The sequence below is a fragment of the Rhodococcus sp. Q genome (assembly GCF_005503035.1).
In the GTDB taxonomy this organism is placed as follows: Bacteria; Actinomycetota; Actinomycetes; order Mycobacteriales; family Mycobacteriaceae; genus Rhodococcus_G.
This window is the reverse complement of record NZ_SCOY01000002.1, coordinates 1-22,553: the sequence shown is the minus strand read 5'-3', so window position 1 is coordinate 22,553 and position 22,553 is coordinate 1. Positions and strand designations below refer to the sequence as shown.

6 protein-coding genes are annotated in these 22,553 nt (G+C 72.0%); 5 read left to right on the top strand and 1 reads right to left on the bottom strand.

Annotated elements, in window-relative coordinates; genetic code table 11:
- The first annotated feature begins 1 nt into the window (after position 1).
- From FFS72_RS02415 to FFS72_RS02405, 3 genes are read left to right on the top strand one after another with little or no spacing between them, the layout of a single operon-like run.
- Positions 2-1,579: an amidohydrolase gene (locus tag FFS72_RS02415; RefSeq protein WP_171018529.1), complete on the top strand. Its 1,578-nt coding sequence runs from the start codon at positions 2-4 to the stop codon at positions 1,577-1,579.
- Positions 1,569-3,206, top strand: a complete 1,638-nt coding sequence (lnt, locus tag FFS72_RS02410) for an apolipoprotein N-acyltransferase (protein WP_137872458.1) — start codon at positions 1,569-1,571, stop codon at positions 3,204-3,206. Before FFS72_RS02415 ends, lnt begins: the two co-directional genes overlap by 11 nt.
- The gene (locus tag FFS72_RS02405; RefSeq protein ID WP_050064361.1) at positions 3,203-3,979 is read left to right on the top strand and encodes a polyprenol monophosphomannose synthase; all 777 of its coding nucleotides are present in this window, start codon (positions 3,203-3,205) and stop codon (positions 3,977-3,979) included. Before lnt ends, FFS72_RS02405 begins: the two co-directional genes overlap by 4 nt.
- 111 nt (positions 3,980-4,090) lie before the next feature.
- Here FFS72_RS02405 and FFS72_RS02400 read toward each other — a convergent pair whose 3' ends face one another.
- The gene (locus FFS72_RS02400) at positions 4,091-4,429 is read right to left on the bottom strand and encodes an RNA polymerase-binding protein RbpA (RefSeq protein WP_050064362.1); all 339 of its coding nucleotides are present in this window, start codon (positions 4,427-4,429) and stop codon (positions 4,091-4,093) included.
- Between the two features lie 162 nt (positions 4,430-4,591).
- Between FFS72_RS02400 and FFS72_RS02395 the strand changes: the two genes are divergently transcribed.
- Together FFS72_RS02395 and FFS72_RS02390 are read left to right on the top strand one after the other, a co-directional pair.
- Entirely contained in the window at positions 4,592-4,924 is a 333-nt protein-coding gene (locus tag FFS72_RS02395) for a hypothetical protein (protein WP_137872457.1), read from the top strand.
- Between the two features lie 345 nt (positions 4,925-5,269).
- The coding region (locus FFS72_RS02390; protein WP_249353107.1) for a non-ribosomal peptide synthetase at positions 5,270-22,553 on the top strand (17,284 nt) is incomplete at its 3' end.

Sequence of the window (22,553 nt, the reverse complement as noted above, 5' to 3'; positions counted from 1 at the left end):
TGTGAGTACCCAACTGTTGGTCGGCGGCAGGATCTACAGCCCGGCGGCACCGGACGCGACATCGATGGCGATCACGGACGGCACCGTCGTCTGGGTCGGTGAGGACCGGCCCGGTCGCGCACTGCATCCCGACGCGGAGGTCATCGACCTCGACGGCGCGTTCGTCGGACCCGGCTTCGTCGACACCCACGTCCACACCACCGCGGTCGGGCTCACCCTGACCGGCCTCGACGTCGCGGGCGCCCGTTCCCTCCGTGAGTGCCTCGATCTGGTGCGCGCCTATGCCGCCACCCACGACGACGCGGTCGTGTGGGGTCAGGGCTGGGACGAGACGGCCTGGCCCGACGCGGACCGCGGACCGACCACCGCCGAACTCGACGAGGCGGCTCCCGGCCGCGCGGTGTACCTGGCCCGGATCGACGCCCACTCCGCGGCCTGCTCGACGCCCCTGCGTGCGTCGGCTGCCGTCCCGGGTGACGAGCCCGTCACCGCGGGCGACCATCACCGGATCCGCGCTGTCGCCCGCGAACTGCTGACCGCGGAGCAGCGGGCCCGGGCCCGGTCCGCCGCACTCGACCGCGCCGCCGCCCTCGGCATCGTCGCGGTCCACGAATGCTCCGGCCCGGACATCGCGGGCCGCACCGACCTCGCCGAACTCCTCGCCACCGACCACGGCGTGCAGGTCCGCGCCTTCTGGGGCGAGGCCGTCACCGACGCCGACGAGGCCACCGCCCTCCTCGCCGCCACCGGCGCCCACGCCCTCGGCGGCGACCTGTTCGTCGACGGCGCGATCGGCTCCCGCACCGCCTGGCTGTCGCAGCCGTACGCCGACCGCCCGCACACCGGCACCAGCTACCTCGACGTCGACGCCGTCGCGGCACATCTGCGGGCCTGCACCATCGCAGGCATCCAAGCCGGCTTCCACGTCATCGGTGACGCCGCCGTCGACGCCGCGGTCGCCGGGTTCGAGCGGGTCGTCACCGAACTCGGTGGTCCCGCGGTCGCGTCGTGCGGGCACCGCCTCGAACACGTCGAGATGATCGGCGCAGAGCAGTCCGCGAAGCTCGCCGCGTGGGGTGTCGTCGCCAGCGTGCAACCCGGGTTCGACGCCCTGTGGGGCGGCGCCGACGGCATGTACGCCCGCGCGCTCGGCGCCGACCGGGCGTTGGCGATGAACCCGTTCGCGGCGATGGCCTCGGCCGGGGTGTCCCTCGCGATCGGATCCGACGCGCCGGTCACGCCGCTGAACCCGTGGGATTCGCTGCGCGCGGCCGTCCACCACCGCACCGACGGCAGCGGCATCTCGCCGCGCGCCGCCTACTCGGCCGCCACCCGCGGCGCGTGGCGCGCCGGCGGGGTCCGCGACGGACTGGCCGGCACCCTCGTCCCCGGCGCGCCCGCGTCGTACGCGGTGTGGGAGGCCGGTGACCTCGTCGTCACCGCCGCGAAGGACACGGTGCAGCGGTGGTCCACCGACCCGCGGTCGCGGGTGCCCGCGATGCCGCGCCTCGACGACGACACACCGAACCCCGTGTGCCTGCGCACGGTGCACCGCGGCGTCACCATCCATGAGCGCTGACCACCCTGGTCGCGCCCGCCGGGCGGTGCCGGTCCTGCGGAACTCCCTGCTCGCGGTCGCGTCCGGGTTTCTGCTGTTCGCGAGTTTCCCGCCGCGACCGCTGTGGTTCCTCGCGCCCGTGGGGATCGCGTTGCTGGTCCTCGTGCTCACCGACCTGGGACGCGGCACGCGCCGCCTGCGCGCCGGTTTCGGGTACGGCTACCTGGCCGGACTCGGGTTCCTGCTGCCCCTGCTGCCGTGGATCGGTGAGTACGTCGGCCCGGTGCCGTGGCTCGCGCTCTCCGGGGTCGAGGCACTGTTCGTCGGCCTGTTCGGACTCACGGCGGTCGCGGTGGCCCGACTTCCCCTCGCGCCGCTGTGGATCGCCTGCGTATGGTCCCTGACGGAATGGCTGCGCTCGATCGTCCCGTTCGGCGGATTCCCGTGGGGCAGGCTCGCTTTCGGGCAGAGCGAGGGGCCACTCCTGCCACTGGCGAGCATCGGCGGCGCCCCCCTCGTCAGCTTCGCCGTCGCGCTGACGGGAACCGCGCTCGCCGCCCTCGTCGCGGTGGCGGTCAGGGCGCCCCGGGAACCGCGACGATGGATCGCGCCCGCGGCGACGGCCGCGGTGATGCCGATCGTCGCCGTCGCACTCGCCCCCACCATCCCCGGCATGGACTCCGCCGAATCCGGCTCGATCACCGTCGCCGCCATCCAGGGCGGAGTCCCGCGACTCGGCCTCGACTTCAACGCGCAGCGGCGCGCCGTCCTCGACAACCACGTCCGGCAGACCCTCGAGCTCGCCACCGACGTCGACGCAGGCGTCACCCCGCAACCCGACCTCGTGATCTGGCCCGAGAACGCGTCCGACATCGACCCGTTCCGCAACGCCGACGCCGCCGCGTCGATCACCGCGGCCGCCCGCGCCGTCGACGCCCCGATCCTCGTCGGAACGGTCCTCGTGCGGAAGGACGGCACCACCACCAACACCGTCGTCGTCTGGGACCCCGACAGCGGTCCCGGCGAGGAACACGACAAGAAGATCATCCAGCCGTTCGGCGAGTACCTGCCGTACCGCGAGTTCTTCCGCCACTTCTCCGAGTACGCCGACCGCGCCGGGAACTTCAGCCCCGGCGACGGTGACGGCGTCGTGCACGCGGCCGGGATACCCGTCGGCGTCGCCACCTGCTACGAGGTCGCGTTCGACCGCGCCCTCACCGACGCGGTCCGCGCCGGCGCGCAGCTGATCGCGGTGCCGACCAACAACGCCACGTTCGGCGACACCGAGATGACGTATCAGCAGCTCGCGATGTCCCGGTTGCGGGCCGTCGAGCACGGCCGCGCCGTCGTGGTCGCCGCCACGTCCGGTGTCAGCGCGATCGTCGCACCCGACGGAACTGTGACGGATTCGTCGGCACTTTTCGAGCCCACGACACTGGTGGCGCAGGTTCCGCTTCGATCCTCCACTACGCTGGCTACTCGGCTCGGTTCGATTCCGGAGTTCGCTCTGGCCGCCGCAGCCACCCTGGCCCTGATCGCCGCAGCACTGCGCACCGCAGGAAGGCGACGCCGGCCGGCCGCACCCTCAACTGAGGGTGCGGATGTTCACGGAAAGGACCAGCCTCGGCTGGGGGAGAGGATCGAATGAGCGCGGGTAAGCCGACCGGGGACAAGCCGAGCTCGAGCACGTTGGTGATCATTCCGACGTACAACGAGAGCGAGAACATCGCACTGATCATCGGCCGCCTGCACGCGGCCGTGCCCGGTGCCCATGTTCTCGTCGCCGACGACGGCAGCCCCGACGGCACCGGCGACATCGCCGACAAGCTCGCCGCCGACGACACCGACGGACGCATCCACGTGATGCACCGCACCGAGAAGAACGGACTCGGCGCCGCCTACATCGCCGGATTCCAGTGGGCGCTGCAGCGTGACTACCAGGTCGTCGTCGAAATGGACGCCGACGGCAGCCACGCACCCGAACAGCTGCACCGCCTCCTCGACAAGATCGACGAGGGCGCCGACGTCGTCGCCGGATCCCGCTACGTGCCCGGCGGCAGCGTCGTGAACTGGCCGCGGCGTCGCGAGATCCTCTCCCGCGGCGGCAACATCTACTCCCAGCTCGCGCTCGGCGTGAAGATCAAGGACATCACCGGCGGGTACCGCGCCTACCGGCGCGTCGTCCTCGAAACCCTCGACCTCGGGGCCATCGAATCCGCCGGCTACTGCTTCCAGATCGACATGGGCTGGCGCGCGCTGCAGGCCGGCTTCACCATGGTCGAGGTGCCCATCACGTTCACCGAACGCGAATTCGGCGAGTCCAAGATGTCCGGCAACATCATCACCGAGGCCTTCACCAAGGTCCTCGGGTGGGGCATGGCAAATCGCTGGCGCAAAGTGAAGGCCCTCGTCGGCAAGTGACGACACGAGAAAGCCCCGGAGGATGTCCTCCGGGGCTTCTTCGTATCTACGACCTGACGTGTACCAGGCTCCGCTACGCTCCGCGTCGCTGACCCATCGGCGCCGGCTCCGCTACGCTCCGCGTCGCTTGGTCTTGAGCAGGTCCAGACGCTCCTTCAACAGCTCCTCGAGCTCTTCGACGGAGCGGCGTTCGAGCAGCATGTCCCAGTGCGTGCGGGGCGGCTTGACCTTCTTGACCTCGGGTGCCGCGCCCTCGAGGAGGGTGCCCTCGAGTCCGTTCTTGCACAGCCAGGTGCCGGGGATCTCGGCCTCGTCGGCGAACGGGACGTCGAATTCCTCGCCGTTGTCGCAGCGGTAGCGGGCGATCCTCCGGGGCGCGAGGTCGTGGTCACGGTCCGTTTCGTAGCTCACCGCTCCGAGGCGGCTCCCTCGAAGTACGCGATCTGCCATGGTGGTGGTGTCCTCTCCTCAGCCGTTCTCACTGATCTCAACGTCACGGATCTGCGGATCGTTCCCGCACGCAGCGCAAAGTCACATGGATTCTACCGGGTGCGCCGATGCGGTCCCGGACCCGTCGGTCGACGGGCCGGTCGCCCACGTATCGTGGGTTCGGTGACCGGCCCGACGCGCAGACAGCAATCGTGCGTGTGGTGTGGCCGGGAGGTTGCAGACGCCGGGGTGGGTCGGCGCAGGCGCTACTGCAAGCAGTCGTGCCGTCAGCGGGCGTACGAGCAGCGGTCCGCGGTCAAGGGGACGACGATCGCGGCGGACTCGACGATTCTCACGGCGGTGGAGGCCGAGGCGGCGATGGACCGCATGTTCGAGGTCCGCTGCGCCGCGGAGGACGTTGCCACCGCGGCCGGCGAGGGCGCGGACCCGGCGGAGCTCGCGCAACTGTGCGCCACTCTGGTCCGGTTGGCGCGGGACGCCGAACGTCTGCGCTGACGGAGCGAATCTTCCGCATCCTTCGGGCGGACGCCCCGGTTCACGGGTAACACCGGGCCGTCGGGTCTCGACAAAGGCACAGACGCACAAAACGCCGAGCGGTACGCAACCCTGGCTACTAGTCTGGGAACACAGCCACGACACGCCGCGATCGAACCGCAACCATCCCTTTGCGTGAGGATTACGATGAAGGATTCCTCCTCTCCAGATCCCAAGCGGGACGCATCATCGACACGGGATCCGCAGCGAGGCCGGCCAGACCCGACAGCGAGCGACAACGACACCGAACCCCGATCCGCGCAGTCGGATTCCGGGGCGTTTCCGTTGTCCGCGGTCCAGCGGACGATGTGGTTCTCGCAGCAGCTCAATCCGACGGTGCCGACGTTCATCGCGCAGTACGTCGAACTGCACGGCGACATCGACCTACCGTTGCTTCGGGAGTCCGCGCTCGCGGCGGCGCACGAGTTCCAGTCACCTTTCCTGACATTGGTCGAGATCGACGGCGAGCCGCGTCAGATCGTCGACCCGTCGATCGACTCGAGTATCGGTTTCTTCGACTTCCGCGGCGAACGCGACCCGATGGCGGCCGCGCACGCCTGGATCGACACCGACTACGTGACACCTATCCGGATCACCCGCGACCGCTTGGTGGAGATGACGATCCTCCAGGTCGGCGACCGAGACTACCTGTGGTACACACGGATTCACCATGTCGCGCTCGACGGGTACAGCGGCATGACGATGGTGAACCGGATCGCGGCCCTGTACACGGCCGCGGCGAAGGGCGTCGAGCCGGAACCGAGTCGGGCACTGGATCTTCGGCGGCTCTACGACCTGGACGTCGGGTACCGCGAATCGAGCAGGTTCGCCTCGGATCGGGAATACTGGGCCGAACACATTCGCGGCATCGAGTCCGGATCGACCCTCGCCGAAGGCGAGGGTCCAGTCTCTGCCCGCAGCAGGCTCGAGAGCGCTGTCCTCTCGCAGCCGACCCTGGACCGTCTCGGTGCCACCGACGACCTGTTCGGCGGCACGCCTGCGGCGGTGCTGGTCGCCGCGTTCGCGTGCTATCTCGCGCGCATGACCGGTCGACGTGACGTCCTGGTCAACCTGCCCGTCTCGGCGCGCACCACCGCGCCCCTGCAGCGGTCCGGCGGCATGCTCGTCAACGTCGCGCCCCTGCACATCCAGGTCGACGCCGACGACACCGTCAGGTCGCTGGTGCAGCGGGTGCAACTGGAACTGATGGGTGCGCTGCGGCATCAACGGTGCAGCATCGAGGACATTCGCCGTGACGCCGGACTGACGGGCGCGCGGCAGGGCCTGACCGGACCGATGGTCAACGTGATGCTGTTCCGGCAGGAGATCACGCTGGGGTCCGTCGTCGGCGAGTACCACATCGTCACCTCGGGACCCGTCCAGGACCTGCTGGTGAACATCTACCAAAGTGGCTCTCCGGCAAAGACACTCGTCGACTTCCGAGGTAACCCGAACCGGTACGGGGCGGACGACCTGCGCGAGCACCACCGGCGGTGCGTCGCCCTCGTCGAGGAGTTCGTCGCCGCCGCACCGGACGCCCGCGTCGACTCCGTCCATCCCGAGTCCGCGGCCATCGGCGACGATCGGCTGCGCACCGCCGCCGACGTCGACTACTGGCGCACGGAGTTGGCCGGACTGCCCGTCGCACCCACCCTGCCCGGAGCCAGGCCCGACCAGCGGCAACCCGGCTACACCACAACGGAATTCGTCCTCGGTTCGGGTATCGCGGACGGGTTGCGGGCGCTGGCCACCCGGATCGGTGTCGAGACGGTGACGGTGCTGCACACCGCGCTCGCCGTCCTCGTCGGCAGGCTCACCGGAGCCGACGACTTCGCCACCGCCACCGATGTCACCCCGCCCTCCTACAGTGCCGACAAGCCACCCGACGGTCCGGCCGCTTCTGGACCGGATCCGATGCGGAGGGGGACCGCAGCGGATCCGCTGCCCATCCGCTCCCGACTCGATCCCGCCACCTCCTTCGCCGAGCAGGTCCGCCGCACCGCCGACAGCGTGCGCCGCGCCGCCGAGCACGCCTCGACCCCCCGCTCGCGCCTCGCCGAGACGCTCGACCTTCCCGATGTTCCGCTCGCCGTCACGGCCCCGGACGTCGATCCCCACCGCGCCCACCTGGTGCTCCAGTACCGGCCCGGCCCCGTTCCGGCCCTCGTCGCGCACGAGGCCAACGACGTGTTCGCACCGGAAGCCGTCGCCACCGTCGTCGCCCGCCTCGAACGCATCCTCGCTGCGGTGTCCGCGGACCCCGACCTGGCCATCGGTGACATCCCGGTGCTCTCCGCCGCGGAGGCGGACGCGCTGGCCCCGGTGTGGGGTCCGTCGCGCGCCGACCCGCGGACGTTGGCGCAGCTCATGTCGGACGCTGTCGAGGCCGGACCGGACCGGACCGCCGTCGTCGACGGCGCCCGCACCCTCACCTACCGGGAACTCGCCGACCGCTCCGCCGCGCTGGCCGCGGTCCTCGCCGGTCGCGGCGCCGGACCCGGCTCGGTGGTGGCGCTCTCGATCGCGCGATCCATCGAATCGGTGACCGCGTGGTGGGCGGTCGTGCGGTGCGGTGCCGCGTTCGTGCCGGTCGATCCGAACTATCCGGCGGACCGCATCGAGCACATGCTCGTCGATTCCGGCGCCTCCCTCGGCCTGACCGTCCGGGCACACCGCGACCAGCTGCCCGACCTGGTCGAATGGTTCGACGTCGACGAGGTCGATCTCACGGCACCACCCGCGGCGGAGTTGCCGCGGGCGCGGGTCGACGACGTCGCCTACCTGATCTACACCTCCGGGTCCACGGGTCTGCCGAAGGGGGTCGTCGTCGCGCACCGCGGGTTGGCGAACCTGATGGAGGAGGCGCGGCAGCGGTTCGAGGTGACCGCGGACAGTCGCACGTTGCACTTCTCGTCGCCGAGTTTCGACGCGTCGATACTCGAACTGCTGCTGGCGGTGGGATCGGGCGCGACGATGGTCGTCGCGCCGCCGACGGTGTACGGCGGCGAGGAACTGAAGGAGGTGCTGCGGAACGTCACGCACGGGTTCGTCACCCCGGCAGCGTTGGCGTCCGTCGACCCGACCGGACTGGACGACCTGCGGTGCGTGATCACCGGCGGCGACGTGTGCCCACCGGAGTTGGTCCAGCAGTGGACCACCGACGACAGGCGCCTGTTCAACGCGTACGGCCCGACCGAGACGACCGTCGTCGCGGGTATCAGCTCACCGTTGACAGCGGACCGGCCGGTGACGATCGGTGGACCCTCGCGGGGCAGCGGGTCGCTCGTCCTCGACGACCGGCTCCATCCCGTCCCGGTGGGAGTGGTGGGGGAGTTGTACGTGACGGGCCCGAGTGTGGCCCGCGGGTACCGGAATCGTCCGGGGACGACGGCGGAACGGTTCGTGGCGGACCCGTTCACCGGGGGAAGGATGTACCGAACCGGGGACCTCGTGCGCTGGAACGGCCAGGGGGAGCTGGAATACCTGGGGCGCAGCGACTTCCAGATCAAGATCCGCGGGTTCCGAGTGGAGCTGGGCGAGATCGACTCGGTGCTCCGCGCCGATCCCGCGGTCGCGTTCGCCGCCACCGCGGGACACCTGCGGCAGTCGGGCGACCTGGCGCTCGTCGGGTACGTGCTGCCCGCCGAGGGGGCCGTGGTCGACGAGGCCGCGCTGCTGGCCCACGCGGCCGCGTCGCTGCCTGCGCACATGGTGCCCGCCGCCCTCGTCGTCCTCGACACCCTGCCGCTGACCCCGGCGGGGAAGGTGGACCGGCGGGCGTTGCCGCAGCCGCGGTTCGACACCACCACGACCGCCTACCGCGAGCCGGCCACCGACACCGAGCGTCGCATCGCGGAGGTCTTCGCGGATGTTCTCGGCGCCGCCCGCGTCGGCGTCGACGACAGCTTCTTCGACCTCGGTGGCGACTCCCTGATCGCCACCCGGGTCGTCGCCCGGATCAACGCCGCGCTGGGGACCTCGCTCGGGGTCCTCGACCTCTTCGAGGCGCCGACGGTGGCAACCCTCGCGGCACGCGGCGACGTCGCGGACACCACGGGGGTGCGGCGGGCGCTGGAGCCGCGACTGCACGACACCCCGGTTCCGGTGTCGCTGGCGCAGCAGCGGATGTGGGTGGTCAACCAACTCGACACCACGTCCGCGGTGTACAACATCCCGATCGCGGTGCGGCTCACCGGCGAACTGGACGTGACGGCGTTGACCGCCGCGCTCGGGGACGTCGTCGACCGCCACCAGACGCTGCGCACCGTCTTCCCGAACACCCCGACCGGGCCCGTCCAGCAGGTGCGGTCCGCGACGGAGGCCACCCCGGACCTGACGCCCGTCGACGTGCCCGTCGACCGACTGCGCCCCCGGGTGCGGGACCTGGCGACGACGGGGTTCGACGTCACCACGAGCACGGCGCTGCGCGCGACGCTGCTGCGGATCGCGCCCACCACCCATGTGCTGGTCCTCGTCGTCCACCACATCGCGGCCGACGGGCTGTCGATGGGACCGTTGGCACGGGACGTGCTGACCGCCTACGCGGCGCGGATCGAGGGACGGGCACCGACGTGGACGCCCCTGCCGGTGCAGTACGCCGACTACGCGTTGTGGCAGCGGGACCTGCTCGGGTCGGCGGACGACCCGGACAGCCTGCTGGCGCGGCAGCTGCGGTTCTGGACCGGGGCGCTCGCCGGCGCCCCCGAGGTGCTGTCGCTGCCCATCGACCGGCCGCGTCCGGCGCGGGCCTCGATGCGGGGCGGAACGGTCGACGTCTCACTCGACGCGGACCTGCACGCCCGGCTCCTCACCCTCGCGCACGACCGCGGCACCAGCCTGTTCATGGTGTTGCACGCGGCGCTGGCGGTGCTGCTGGCCCGCTCGAGCGGCGAGTCGGACATCTCCATCGGGTCGCCGGTGTCGGGGCGCGGCGAGGCGGGGCTCGACGACCTCGTCGGCATGTTCGTCGGCACCCTCGTGCTGCGCGCGCAGGTCGACCCGGCGGAACCGTTCACCGCGCTGTTGGACCGCGTCCGCGCCGACGACCTCGCCGCCCTCGGTCGCACGGACCTGCCGTTCGAGGTGCTCGTCGACGCCATGAACCCGGCCCGCACGACGGCGCACTCGCCGCTGTTCCAGGTGATGCTCGTGCTGCAGGCCGCCGTCGACGCACACCTGGAGCTGCCGGGTGTCACGGCGGACGTGGAGGACGTCGACACGGGCACCGCGAAGTTCGACCTGCAGGTGATCGCCACCGAGCACACCACCGCGGACGGTGCACCGGGGCCGCTGGACACCCAGTTCGCGTATGCGAAGGACCTGTTCGAGCACACCACGATGTCGGCGATGGCGGACCGCTTCGTCCGGGTCCTCGAGGCGGTGACCGCGGCCCCGGACGCCGTGGTCGGCGACCTGCCCGTCGTCGGCGCGGACGAGCACCGCCGCGTCGTGCAGGACTGGAACGACACCTCGGTCCCCGTCGCGCCGGACACGCTGCCCGCCCTGCTGCGGGCACAACGCGGCCGCACCCCGGACGGCGTCGCCCTGGTCTTCGGCGACCACAGCTGGACCTACGCCGAGTTCGGAGCGCGGGTCGGCGATCTCGCGCGGGTCCTCGTCGCCCGCGGCGTCGGGCCCGGTGCGCGGGTCGCGGTGGCGTTGCGCCGTTCCGACGACCTCCTCGTCGCGATCCACGCGGTGGTCGGCGCCGGCGCGGCATATGTGCCGCTCGACCCGGACCACCCGCAGGCTCGGACCCGGTACGTCCTCGACAGTGCGGGCCCCACCGTCGTCCTGACCACCACGACGCTGGTCGACCGGTTGCCCGAGGATGCGCCGCTCCTACTCCTCGACGACCTCGATCCGGCGGCCGAGCCGGCCGTCGACCTGCCGGACCCACACCCGGATTCGGCGGCGTACGTCCTGTACACGTCCGGGTCGACGGGCCGACCGAAGGGGGTGGAGGTCACCCACCGCGCGATCGTGAACCGGCTGCAATGGATGCAGGACACGTACCCGCTCGACAGCTCCGACGCGGTGCTGCAGAAGACACCGGTGACCTTCGACGTGTCGGTGTGGGAGTTGTTCTGGCCCCTGATGACCGGAGCACGGCTCGTCGTCGCGGCCCCCGACGGCCACCGCGACCCCGACTACCTGTCCCGGATCATCGCCGCCGAACACATCACGACAATGCACTTCGTGCCGTCGATGCTCGCGACGTTCCTGTCCGCGGCGCGGCCCGAGGAGTGCGCCGGCCTGCTGCGCGTGTTCTGCAGCGGTGAGGCCCTGCCACCGGCGACCGCCGAGACGTTCCGCCGGTTCTGCGGCGCCGCGCTGCACAATCTGTACGGGCCGACGGAGGCCGCGGTCGACGTCACCGCCTGGGAGATCTCCGCCGCCGACACGGGCACCGTGCCGATCGGCTCGCCGGTGTGGAACACCCGGCTCTACGTCCTCGACTCCCGGCTGCACCCGGTCCCGGTCGGGGTGCGCGGCGAGTTGTACCTCGCGGGCGTCCAGATCGCCCGCGGCTACGTCGGGCGTCCCGACCTGACCGCGGACCGGTTCGTCGCCGACCCGTTCGCCCCCGACCCCGGCGCACGCATGTACCGCACCGGCGACGTGGTGCGGTGGCTCGAACGCCCGAGCCGCGCACCCGGCCGGCCGAGCGCCGGCGTCCTGGAATACCTGGGGCGCAGCGACTTCCAGGTCAAGCTGCGGGGCCAGCGCATCGAACTCGGCGAGGTCGAGGCCGCCCTCCTCGGCGCCGACGGGGTCGCGCAGTCCGTCGTCGTGGTGCACCGCGACGACATCACCGGCGAATCGCTCATCGGCTACGTGGTCGCCGAACCGGGCCGCGACGTCGACCCGGCCGCGGTCCGGGCCGCCGCGGCGACGGAACTGGCCGCGTACATGGTGCCCGCGCAGGTGTTCGTCCTCGACGAGTTCCCCCTCGGGTCGACGGGAAAGCTGGACCGGCGGGCGTTGCCGGAACCGGAGTTCGTGGTGTCGTCGGCGGAGTTCGTCGCCCCCCGCAACCCCGTCGAGGAGATCCTCTGCGCGATCGTCGCCGACCTGGTGGCGGCGCCGCGGGTCGGGGTGCACGACAACTTCTTCGACCTGGGCGGCAACTCGCTGATCGCCGCCCGTCTGGTGGCCCGCGCGAACGCGGCACTGGGCAGCCGAATCGGCGTCCGCGAGGTGTTCGACGCGCCGACTGTCGCGACGCTGGCCCTGCGGGTCGAGTCGGCGACCGCGGCCGCCACCGACCGGCCCCCGCTCACTCCGGAACCACGACCGACACCGGTCCCCGTCGCGCTCGCCCAGCAACGCATGTGGTTCGTCAACCAGTTCGACACCACCTCACCGGCGTACAACATCGTCATGCCGATCCGACTGGACGGCGACCTCGACACCCACGCGCTGCAGGCCGCTGTCGGCGACGTCCTGGAACGGCACGAGGCGCTGCGGACCCGGTTCCCACTGGTCGGCGGCGCACCGACGCAGGAGGTCGTCGCGACCGCCGACGTCGCCCTCGACCTGACCGCGGTGTCGGTGCCCGAACCCGATCTGCCGCAGCGGATCACCGCGCTGGCGTCGGAGGGCTTCGACGTCACCGCGGCGCCCCCGCTGCGCGCCGCCCTGCTGCGGACCGCGCCGCAGGCGCACGTGCTGGTGATCGTGCTGCACCACATCTGCGCGGACGGCTTCTCCATGGCGCCGCTGGCGCGGGACGTGATGACCGCGTACGGCGCCCGGACCGCCGGACTGGTGCCGCAATGGACGCCGCTGCCGGTGCAGTACGCGGACTTCGCGCTGTGGCAGCAACGGGTGCTCGGCGCCGCGGACGACCCGGACAGCCTGATGGCCCGGCAACTCGACTACTGGACCACCACCCTGGCGGACCTGCCGGATCTGCTGCCGCTGCCCACCGACCGGCCCCGGCCCGCGACGCAGTCGCTGCGCGGGGCGGTGGCGCCGTTCACCATCGACGCAGAACTGCACCGGCGGCTGATCGCGACGGCCCGCGAACGCGGCACGACGGTGTTCATGGCGATGCACGCGGCGCTCGCGATCCTGCTTGCCCGCTCGTCGGGCACCACCGACGTCGCCGTCGGCACCCCGATCGCCGGGCGCGGGGAACCCGAACTCGACGACATGGTCGGCATGTTCGTGGGAACCCTGGTGCTGCGCACCGACGTGCGGCCCGACCTGTCGTTCGTCGACCTGCTGTCGGCGGTCCGGGAAAGCGACCTGCAGGCCTTCCATCAGTCCGACCTGCCGTTCGAGCGGCTGGTGGAGGTGATGGCGCCGGAACGCAGCACCGCGCACGCACCGCTGTTCCAGGTGATGTTCGAGTTCCGCAACACCGAACGCGCCCGGCTGGAGTTGCCGGGTCTGACGGTGTCGGCGGTCGACCTCGAGGTGTCCATCGCGAACTTCGACCTGCAGCTCACCTGCACCGAACAGTTCGACCCCGACGGCACCCCCGCCGGAATCGAGGCCGGATTCACCTACGCCACCGACCTTTTCGACACCTCCACCGTCGACGAGTTGTCGCGGCGGCTGCGGCGGATCCTGGCGTCGGTGACCGCGACACCCGACGCCCCGGTCGGGGACGTCACCGTCCTGGACGCCGGCACCGCGGCGACACTGGCCCCGGTACGCGGACCCGAACCCGTGCCCCCGCGCACCCTGCCCGACCTGCTGGCCGCGGCCGTCGCCGAAAACCCCGACGGCATCGCCCTCGTCGACGGCGCCGACGGCACCACCATGGGATACCGGGAACTCGACGCCGCGTCGAACCGGCTGGCGCGCCGCCTGATCGGGCTCGGCGCGGGCCCGGACACCGTCGTCGCGGTCGCGTTGCCGCGGTCCCCGCGGTCCGTGGTCGCCGTGTGGGCGGTCGCGAAGACCGGCGCCGCGTTCGTCCCGGTGGACCCGAACTATCCGGCCGACCGCATCCTGCACATGCTCGAGGACTCCGGCGCGGCCCTCGCCGTCACCCTCGACGAGCAACGCGGCATCGTCCCGGACGGGGTCGTCGCGGTCACCCTCGACGACGACGCATCCACCGACGCAGGCGACGGGCCGATCGGCGACGCGGACCGCACCACCGCGCTCCGCATCGATCATCCCGCCTACCTCATCTACACGTCCGGCTCGACCGGTGTGCCGAAGGGCGTCATCGTCACCCACCGCGGGTTGGCGAGCTTCGCTGCCGACGAACGCCGCCGGTACGAGATCAACGCCGAGTCGCGGACCCTGCACTTCTCGTCGCCGAGCTTCGACGCGTCGATCCTCGAACTGCTCCTCGCCGTCGGCGCGGGCGCGACGATGGTGGTCGCGCCGCCGGACGTGATCGGCGGCGGCGAACTCACCGACCTGCTCCGCCGGGAACGGGTCACGCACGCCTTCATCACCCCCGCCGCCCTCGGTTCCGTCGACGCCGACGCGGTGCCGGACCTGCGACGCGTCGCCACCGGCGGAGACAGCTGCCCGCCGGAACTGGTGCGCCAGTGGGCCACCGGAGACCGATCGATGTTCAACGCGTACGGCCCGACGGAGGCGACCGTCGTCGCCACCGTCACCGGACCGATGGACCCCGACAGGCCCGTCACCATCGGCCGGCCGCCGACCGGCGGCGCGGTCGTCGTCCTCGACGACCGGCTCCATCCCGTCCCGGCGGGAGTGGTGGGGGAGCTGTACGTGACGGGTCCGAGCGTGGCCCGCGGGTACCGGAATCGTCCGGGGACGACGGCCGAGCGGTTCGTGGCTGACCCGTTCACCGGGGGTCGGATGTACCGGACCGGGGACCTCGTGCGCTGGAACGGCAAGACGAGCGGAGCGACGGGGGACGGCCGGGGGGAGCTAGAGTACCTGGGGCGCAGCGACTTCCAGGTGAAGATCCGCGGCTTCCGCATCGAACTCGGCGAGGTCGAGTCGGCGCTGACCCGCCACGAGTCCGTGGCCCGAGCCGTCGTCGTCGCCCACCCCGACACCGCCGGGCGACCGCGTCTGGTCGGGTACGTGGTGCCTGCGGTGGACCACGTGGACATCGACGACCTGCTCGCGTTCACCGCGACCCAACTCGCCCCGTACATGGTGCCCGCCGCCCTCGTCGTCCTCGACGACCTGCCGCTGACCCCGGTCGGCAAACTGGACCGGAGGGCCCTGCCCGAACCGGACTTCACCGCCCGCACAGCCACACGGCGCGCCGCGAACGGCGCCGCCGAAACCACCCTCGTCGCCCTGTACGGCGAGGTACTCGGCCTGAACGAGACCGACTTCGGTGTCGACGACTCGTTCTTCGCGCTCGGCGGCGACAGCATCATGTCCATCCAGCTGGTGGCCCGCGCCAAGGACGCCGGGGTGCAGCTGACCCCGCGGCAGGTGTTCGAACACAAGACGGTCGCCGCGCTCGCCGCCGTCGCCGAAACGGGCGACGCACCCGTGCCCGCGCTGGAGGAACTGCCCGGCGGCGGTGTCGGCGACATGCCGCCCACCCCGATCGTCCGGTGGCTGATCGAGCGCAGCGGGCACCCCGACGGGGCACGCGACGGAATCGACCGGTTCGGCCGGATGTCCCAGCCGACGATGCTGCGCGCCCCCCGCGATCTCACCGCGCTCGAGCCGCTCGTCGCGACGGTGCAGGCCGTCATCGACCGCCACGACATGCTGCGGGCACGACTGCGGATCGACGACCCCGCCACGGGGCCGGTGATGGAGACGCGGCCCGTCGGCGCCGTCGACGCCGCCTCGTGCGTGCGGCGGGTCACGGTCCGGTCGGCGCCCGGAACCCCGGAGTACGCGTCGACGGCACTCGCCGTCCTCGACGCCGCCCAGGACCGCCTCGATCCGGTGAACGGCGTGATGGTGCAGGTCGTGTGGCTCGATTCGGCGGCGGGCGAGGACCGGCTGATGGTCGTGATCCACCACCTCGTCGTCGACGGCGTCTCGTGGCGGGTGCTCGTCCCGGACCTGGCGATCGCGTGGTCGCACGTGACCGCGGGCCAGGAGCCGGCACTGGCGCCGGTCGGCACCTCGATGCGGCGGTGGGCGCACGCACTCGTCGACGTCGCGGGCTCGCGACGCGACGAACTGGACCTCTGGCGGGCCGTGCACACCGGTCCCGACCCCGTGATCGGGTCGCGGCCCCTGGACCCCGCCGTCGACGTCGAGTCCACCGCCGAACGGATCACGGTCGAGGTACCCACCGACGTCAGCGACGCCGTCCTGACCGCGGTCCCCGAGCTGTACCACGGCAGCGTCGCCGACGGCCTGCTCGCCGCGCTGGCGTTGGCCCTGACCCGGTGGCGTCACGACCGCGGACAGGACGTCTCCGGCGGCACCCTCCTCGGGCTCGAAGGGCACGGCCGCGAAGAGCAGGTCGTGGCCACCCATGCCCGAGGCTCCGCCCGAGAAGGCCGCGCCGACCTGTCCCGCACCGTCGGCTGGTTCACCTCACTGCACCCGCTGCGGCTGCACCTGCCCGGTGTCGACCTGGACGACGCGTTCGCGGGTGGACGGTCGGCGGGCACGGCGATCAAGGCCGTCAAGGAACAGTTGCTCGCGATCCCCGACAGCGGCGTCGGCTACGGCCTGCTGCGGTACCTGGACCCGGATGCCGGTCCCGAACTGGCCGCCCACGCCGCACCGCAGGTCTCGTTCAACTACCTGGGCCGGTTCGCGACCGACCTGACGGCGGGCGGAGCCGACGCCACATGGACCCCGGTCGGGGACGTCGACATGCAGCGCGCCCAGGACCGGGACATGCCGCTGGCGTCCGTCCTCGACGTCAACGCCGTCACCACGATGCAGGGCGACCGGCCGGTGCTCCGCGCGACGTGGGCGTACCCGACCGGTGTGCTGACCGGCGCGGAGGTCGCCGAGATCGCCGGTCTGTGGACCTCCGCGCTGACGGCGCTCGCGCGGCACGTGACCGGCCCGGACGCCGGTGGCCTGACCCCGTCCGACGTCGACCTCGTCGACCTGGACCAGCCGGCGATCGACCGCATCGAGGCCCGGCATCCGGGTCTGCAGGAGATCTGGTCGCTCTCACCGCTGCAGTCGGGTCTGCTGTACCACGCGGAGGCCGCCGGATCGGGCGCGGCGCCGGGTGGGCGGGCCGTCGACTCCTACACCGTGCAGTTGACGTTGGTGGTGCGCGGCGCGGACCCGCGGCGGGTCCGCCGCGCCGGCCAGGCGCTGCTGGACCGGCACCCCAACCTGCGGGCGGCGTTCGTGCCCGACGACGACGGCCGACCGGTACAGATCGTGCACCGCAGCGTCGAACTGCCCTGGGTCGAGGTCGATCTCGGTGACCTGGAGGACGCCGACCGGGACGCCGCACTCGAACGGCTGATGACCGAGGACCGGGCCCGCGGATTCGACATGGCGACCGCGCCGCTGCTGCGGATCACGATGATCCGCACCGGGGACGACACGCACCACATCGTCCTCACCAACCACCACATCCTCCTCGACGGCTGGTCGATGCCGCTGGTGCTGCGGGACCTGCTGACCCTGTACGCGACCGGCGGCGACGACACCGATCTGCCGCGGGTCCATCCCTACCGCGACTACCTGCACTGGCTCGCGGGCCGCGACACCACGGACTCGCTGACCGCGTGGCGCGACGCCCTCGCCGGGGCCACCGACCCGACCCTGCTCGATCACGGTGGGGCGGCAGGCGAGACGTCGCGGCAGGTGCGCGTCGACCTCGACACCGATGTGGCCGCAGGCCTGCGGTCCCTGGCCCGCGATCGCGGCATCACCCTGTCCACGATGGTGCGCCTCGCCTGGGGAATCGTGCTGGGGGAGTTGACCGGACGCGACGACGTCGTCTTCGGTGGCACCGTCGCGGGCAGGCCCCCGCAGATCCCGGGCATCGAGGCGATGGTCGGCCTGTTCATCAACACGCTGCCCGTGCGCGTCACGCTCGCACCGCACGAGACGCTGATCGAAGCCAGTACCCGGCTGCAGTCCGAGCAGGCCACCCTCCTCGACCATCACCACGTCGGATTGTCCGACATCGTCGGCGCGGTCGGGCCCGGCGCCGTGTTCGATTCCCTCACCGTGTTCGAGTCGTACCCGATCGACCGGCACGCACTGACCGCCGACACCGACATCGCAGGCATGCGGGTGATCGACGTCCACGACACCGCCGACGCCGCGCACTACCCGCTGGCGTTGATCGCGTCCGACGACGACCACCTGACCCTCGACCTCGAGTACTTCCCGGAGGTGTTCGACCACGCCCTCGTCGAGCGGCTCGGGGGGCAGCTCGCGCAGGTCCTGGGCACCCTCGTCGACGACCCGGATGTGCCGTTGCCGCGACTGCTGCTGCTCGACGAGCGTGAACGCGCGCTGCTCGCACCCGCGCGGGGCCCCGTCCCCACGGTGTCACCCGGCCCGCCGGCCGGCGTGCACCGGACGCTGCCGCAGATCCTCACCGACACCGCGTCCGCCCACCCCGACACGGTCGCGTTGCGGCACCGACCCGGTGCGGACGGGCCGTACCACTCGATCACCTACCGGGACCTCGACGAGACGTCGAACCGGTTGGCGCGGGTGATGATCGCGCGCGGCGCAGGCCCCGGCACGACCGTTGCACTCGCCCTGGCCCGGTCCGCCGACTCGGTGACCGCGATGTGGGCGGTCGCCAAGACCGGTGCCGCGTTCGTGCCCGTCGACCCCACCTATCCGCCGGACCGCATCGCGCACATGCTGACCGATTCCGGGTCCGTGCACGGCGTCACCCTCACCGACACCGAAACCCGGCTGCCGGGGGAGGTGATCTGGCTGCGCCTCGACGGGCCCGACGCCGCCGACATGCTGGCGTCGGTGTCCGCGGACCCCGTGACGGACACGGACCGGCGCGCCCCGCTGCACCGGGACGACGCCGCATACGTCGTCTACACGTCCGGATCCACCGGCACCCCGAAGGGAGTCGTCGTCACCCACCGCGGCCTCGACGTCTTCAACCACGAACTGCGACGCCGACTCGGCGCCGACCACCGCAGCCGCACCCTGCACTTCGCGTCCCCGAGTTTCGACGGCGCCGTCCTCGACTACCTGCTCGCGTTCGGTGCGGGCGCGACGATGGTCATCGCACCGCCCGGCGTGTACGGCGGCCGCGACCTCGCCGACCTGATCGCCGGCGAACACGTCACCCACTCGTTCGTCACCACCGCCGGACTCGAAACCGTCGACCCGGCCGGACTGGACGAGTTCACCTCCGTGCTCGTCGGCGGCGAGGCCTGCCCACCCGAACTCGTCACCCGATGGACGGCCGACCACCCGGATCGCCGGTTCTTCAACGGGTACGGACCCACCGAAGCGACGATCATGGCCGACATCAGTGCCCCCCTGCGCGCCGGGGACCCCGTCGGGATCGGTGGTCCGGTGCTCGGGGCGACGCAGGTGGTGCTCGGGTCACGGCTGCAGCCCGTGCCCGCGGGGGCGCCGGGTGAGCTGTACCTGTGCGGGCCCGGCCTGGCCCGCGGCTACCACGGCAGGCCCGGGTTCACCGCGGGCCGGTTCGTCGCCAACCCGTTCGCACCGGGCGAGCGGATGTACCGCACCGGCGACCTCGTGCGCTGGCGCCTCGACGACACCGACACCCCGACGCTCGACTACCTGGGCCGCAGCGACTTCCAGGTCAAGATCCGCGGGTTCCGCATCGAACTCGGCGAGATCGACTCCGCGGTCGCCGCGCACCCCGACGTCACGTTCGCGGTCACGGTCGCCCACAAGATCGGCGACGACACCCATCTGGCGTCCTACGTCACCACGGGAGGGGACGGCAGTGCGGGCGGCTCGGACCACCCGCGCCCGACGGCAACCGCGATCCGCGCCTTCGTCCGCGACCGGCTGCCCGCGCACATGGTCCCGGAGTCGGTGACGTTCCTCGACGAGATCCCGCTGACCCCGGTCGGCAAACTCGACCGACGTGCACTTCCGGAACCGAACTTCGCCGCAGCGCAGTATGTGCCGCCCTCCACTCCGCTGGAACAGACGGTCGCGGACGTGTTCGCGGACGTTCTCGGCGTCGACCGGGTCGGCGCGGACGACGACTTCTTCGACCTCGGCGGCAACTCGCTGATCGCGACCCGCGTCGCGGCACGGCTGACCGCGACCCTGGACGCGCCGGTCGGGGTGCGGACCCTCTTCGACGCCCGGACCGTCCGTACCGTCGCCGACGCGCTGAGCACCGACATCGCGGCCGGGAGCGGAGGCGGCGCGGCCCGCCCACCGTTGGCCGCGGGCCCCCGGCCGGAGCACCTGCCGCTCTCACCGGCGCAGCAGCGGATGTGGTTCCTCAACCAGTTCGACACCACCTCACCGGCCTACAACATTCCGCTCGCCGTCCGGCTGACCGGCGACCTCGACGTCGCGACCCTCGCCGCGGCGCTGCGGGACGTCCAGGGCAGGCATGAGTCGCTGCGCACCCGGTACCCGCTCGGCGAGGACGGCGAACCGGAACAGGTGATCCTCGGCGCCGCCCCGGACGACGGGACCGCGACGGACCTCGACGTGCGGACCGTCACCGCAGCGGACCTGCCCGCGCGCCTCGCCGAGTTCGTCGGCGCCGGATTCGATGTCACCGCCGAGGTCCCGGTCCGGGTGGCCGTGTTCGTGACCGGACCCCGCGACGCCGTCCTCGCGATCGTCGTGCACCACATCTGCGCGGACGGGTACTCGATGGCTCCGCTGGCCCGGGACGTGATGGTCGCCTACCAGGCCCGCGTCGCCGGTCACCCCGCCGCGGCCGACCGCGACCCGCTGGCCGTGCAGTTCGCGGACTTCGCGCTGTGGCAACGGGATCTGCTCGGCGACCCGGATGATCCGACGTCCCGGCACGCCGCCGAACTGGCGTTCTGGACCCGCGAACTCGCGGACCTGCCCGAGGTGCTGGAGTTGCCGACCGACCGGCCGCGCCCGACGCAGCGGAACATGATCGGTGCCCGGGTGCCGTTGCGCGTGGACGCGGACACGCACCGGGCGCTCGCGGACCTGTCCCGCAGTCGCGGCGCGACGATGTTCATGACGATGCACGCGGCGGTGGCGTTGCTGCTGTCGAACCTCACCGGCAGCGACGACCTCGCGATCGGCACTCCCGTCGCCGGTCGCGGCGCCGCGGCACTCGACGACATGGTCGGCATGTTCGTCGGCACCCTGGTGCTGCGCAGCCCCGTCCCGCAGGCGCGGTCGTTCCGGGATCTGATCGGGGGCATGCGATCCCGCGACGTCGCGGCGTTCGAGAACACCGACCTGCCGTTCGAGGTCCTCGTCGATGCGCTCGCCCCGGACCGCTCCACCAGCCACACGCCGCTGTTCCAGGTGCTGATCGAGTTCCAGAACAACGAGCTGCCGGCGCTGACGCTGCCCGGTCTGACCGTCACCGCGATCGAACCCGACCTGCCGGTCGCGAAGTTCGACCTGCAGTTCACCCTCGCGGAGACGTTCACCGACGACGGGGTTCCCGACGGGATCACCGGGACGCTGACGTACGCGACGGACGTCTTCGACGAGGCGACCGCGGTGGCGATCACCGACCGCTTCGGGCGACTCCTCGTGCAGGTCGACGCGGATCCGGACCGGCCGGTCGGCGACCTCGATCTGTGCACGGCCGCCGAGCTCGAGGCGATGACCGGGGATTGGAACCTGCCGGGCCGCCGTGCCCCGGACGTCACGCTCGCCGCCGCGTTCGCGGACGCGGTACGCCGCCGCCCCGACGCCGCCGCCGTCACCGCCGGGGACCTCACCCTCACCTATGCCGACCTCGCGTCCCGCGTGCACCGCCTCGCGCGGGTCCTGATCGACGCGGGCGCCGCACCGGAAACCCTCGTCGCGGTGGCACTACCCCGCGGCATCGACCTCGTCGTCGCGCTGCTCGCGGTGATCGAATCGGGCGCCGGGTACCTGCCCCTGGACGTCGGGCATCCGGCGGAGCGGCACGCGTTCACCCTCGCCGACGCCGCACCCGTGTGCACCGTGACCACCCGCGCCGAGGCCGAGCGGCTGCCCGCCGGCGACGTCCCGACCCTCGCGGTCGACGATCCCGCCGTCGTGGCGGCGCTGCGCGGCGCCTCCGATCGGCCGGTGACGGACCGCGACCGCCGCGCGCCCCTCACTCCGGAGTCGGTGGCGTACGTCATCTACACGTCCGGCTCCACCGGACGCCCCAAGGGTGTCCTCGTGCCGCATCGCAACGTGCTCACCCTGTTCGAGAACACCCGCGACACCTTCGGGTTCGACGAGACCGACGTATGGACGATGTTCCACTCTGCGGCCTTCGACTTCTCCGTCTGGGAACTGTGGGGTCCGCTCCTGCACGGTGGTCGGCTCGTGGTCGTCGACCACGACACCTCCCGTTCGCCGGAGGCGTTCCTGGATCTGCTCGAACGCGAGCACGTCACCGTCCTCAACCAGACCCCGACCGCGTTCTACCAGCTCGCCGAGGCCGAACGCGCCTCCGCGGGACAGCTCCTCACCTCGCTGCGGTACGTGGTCTTCGGCGGCGAGGCACTGGACTTCGCGCAGCTGCGCCGCTGGTACGCGCGGCGGGGCGGGGCGAGGGCAGCGG

Bases quoted from the DNA above. Each gene is read 5' to 3' on its own strand.
- lnt (WP_137872458.1), top strand. From the start codon at position 1,569: ATGAGCGCTGACCACCCTGGTCGCGCCCGCCGGGCGGTGCCGGTCCTG.
- FFS72_RS02405 (WP_050064361.1), top strand. From the start codon at position 3,203: ATGAGCGCGGGTAAGCCGACCGGGGACAAGCCGAGCTCGAGCACGTTG.
- FFS72_RS02400 (WP_050064362.1), bottom strand. From the start codon at position 4,429: ATGGCAGATCGCGTACTTCGAGGGAGCCGCCTCGGAGCGGTGAGCTAC.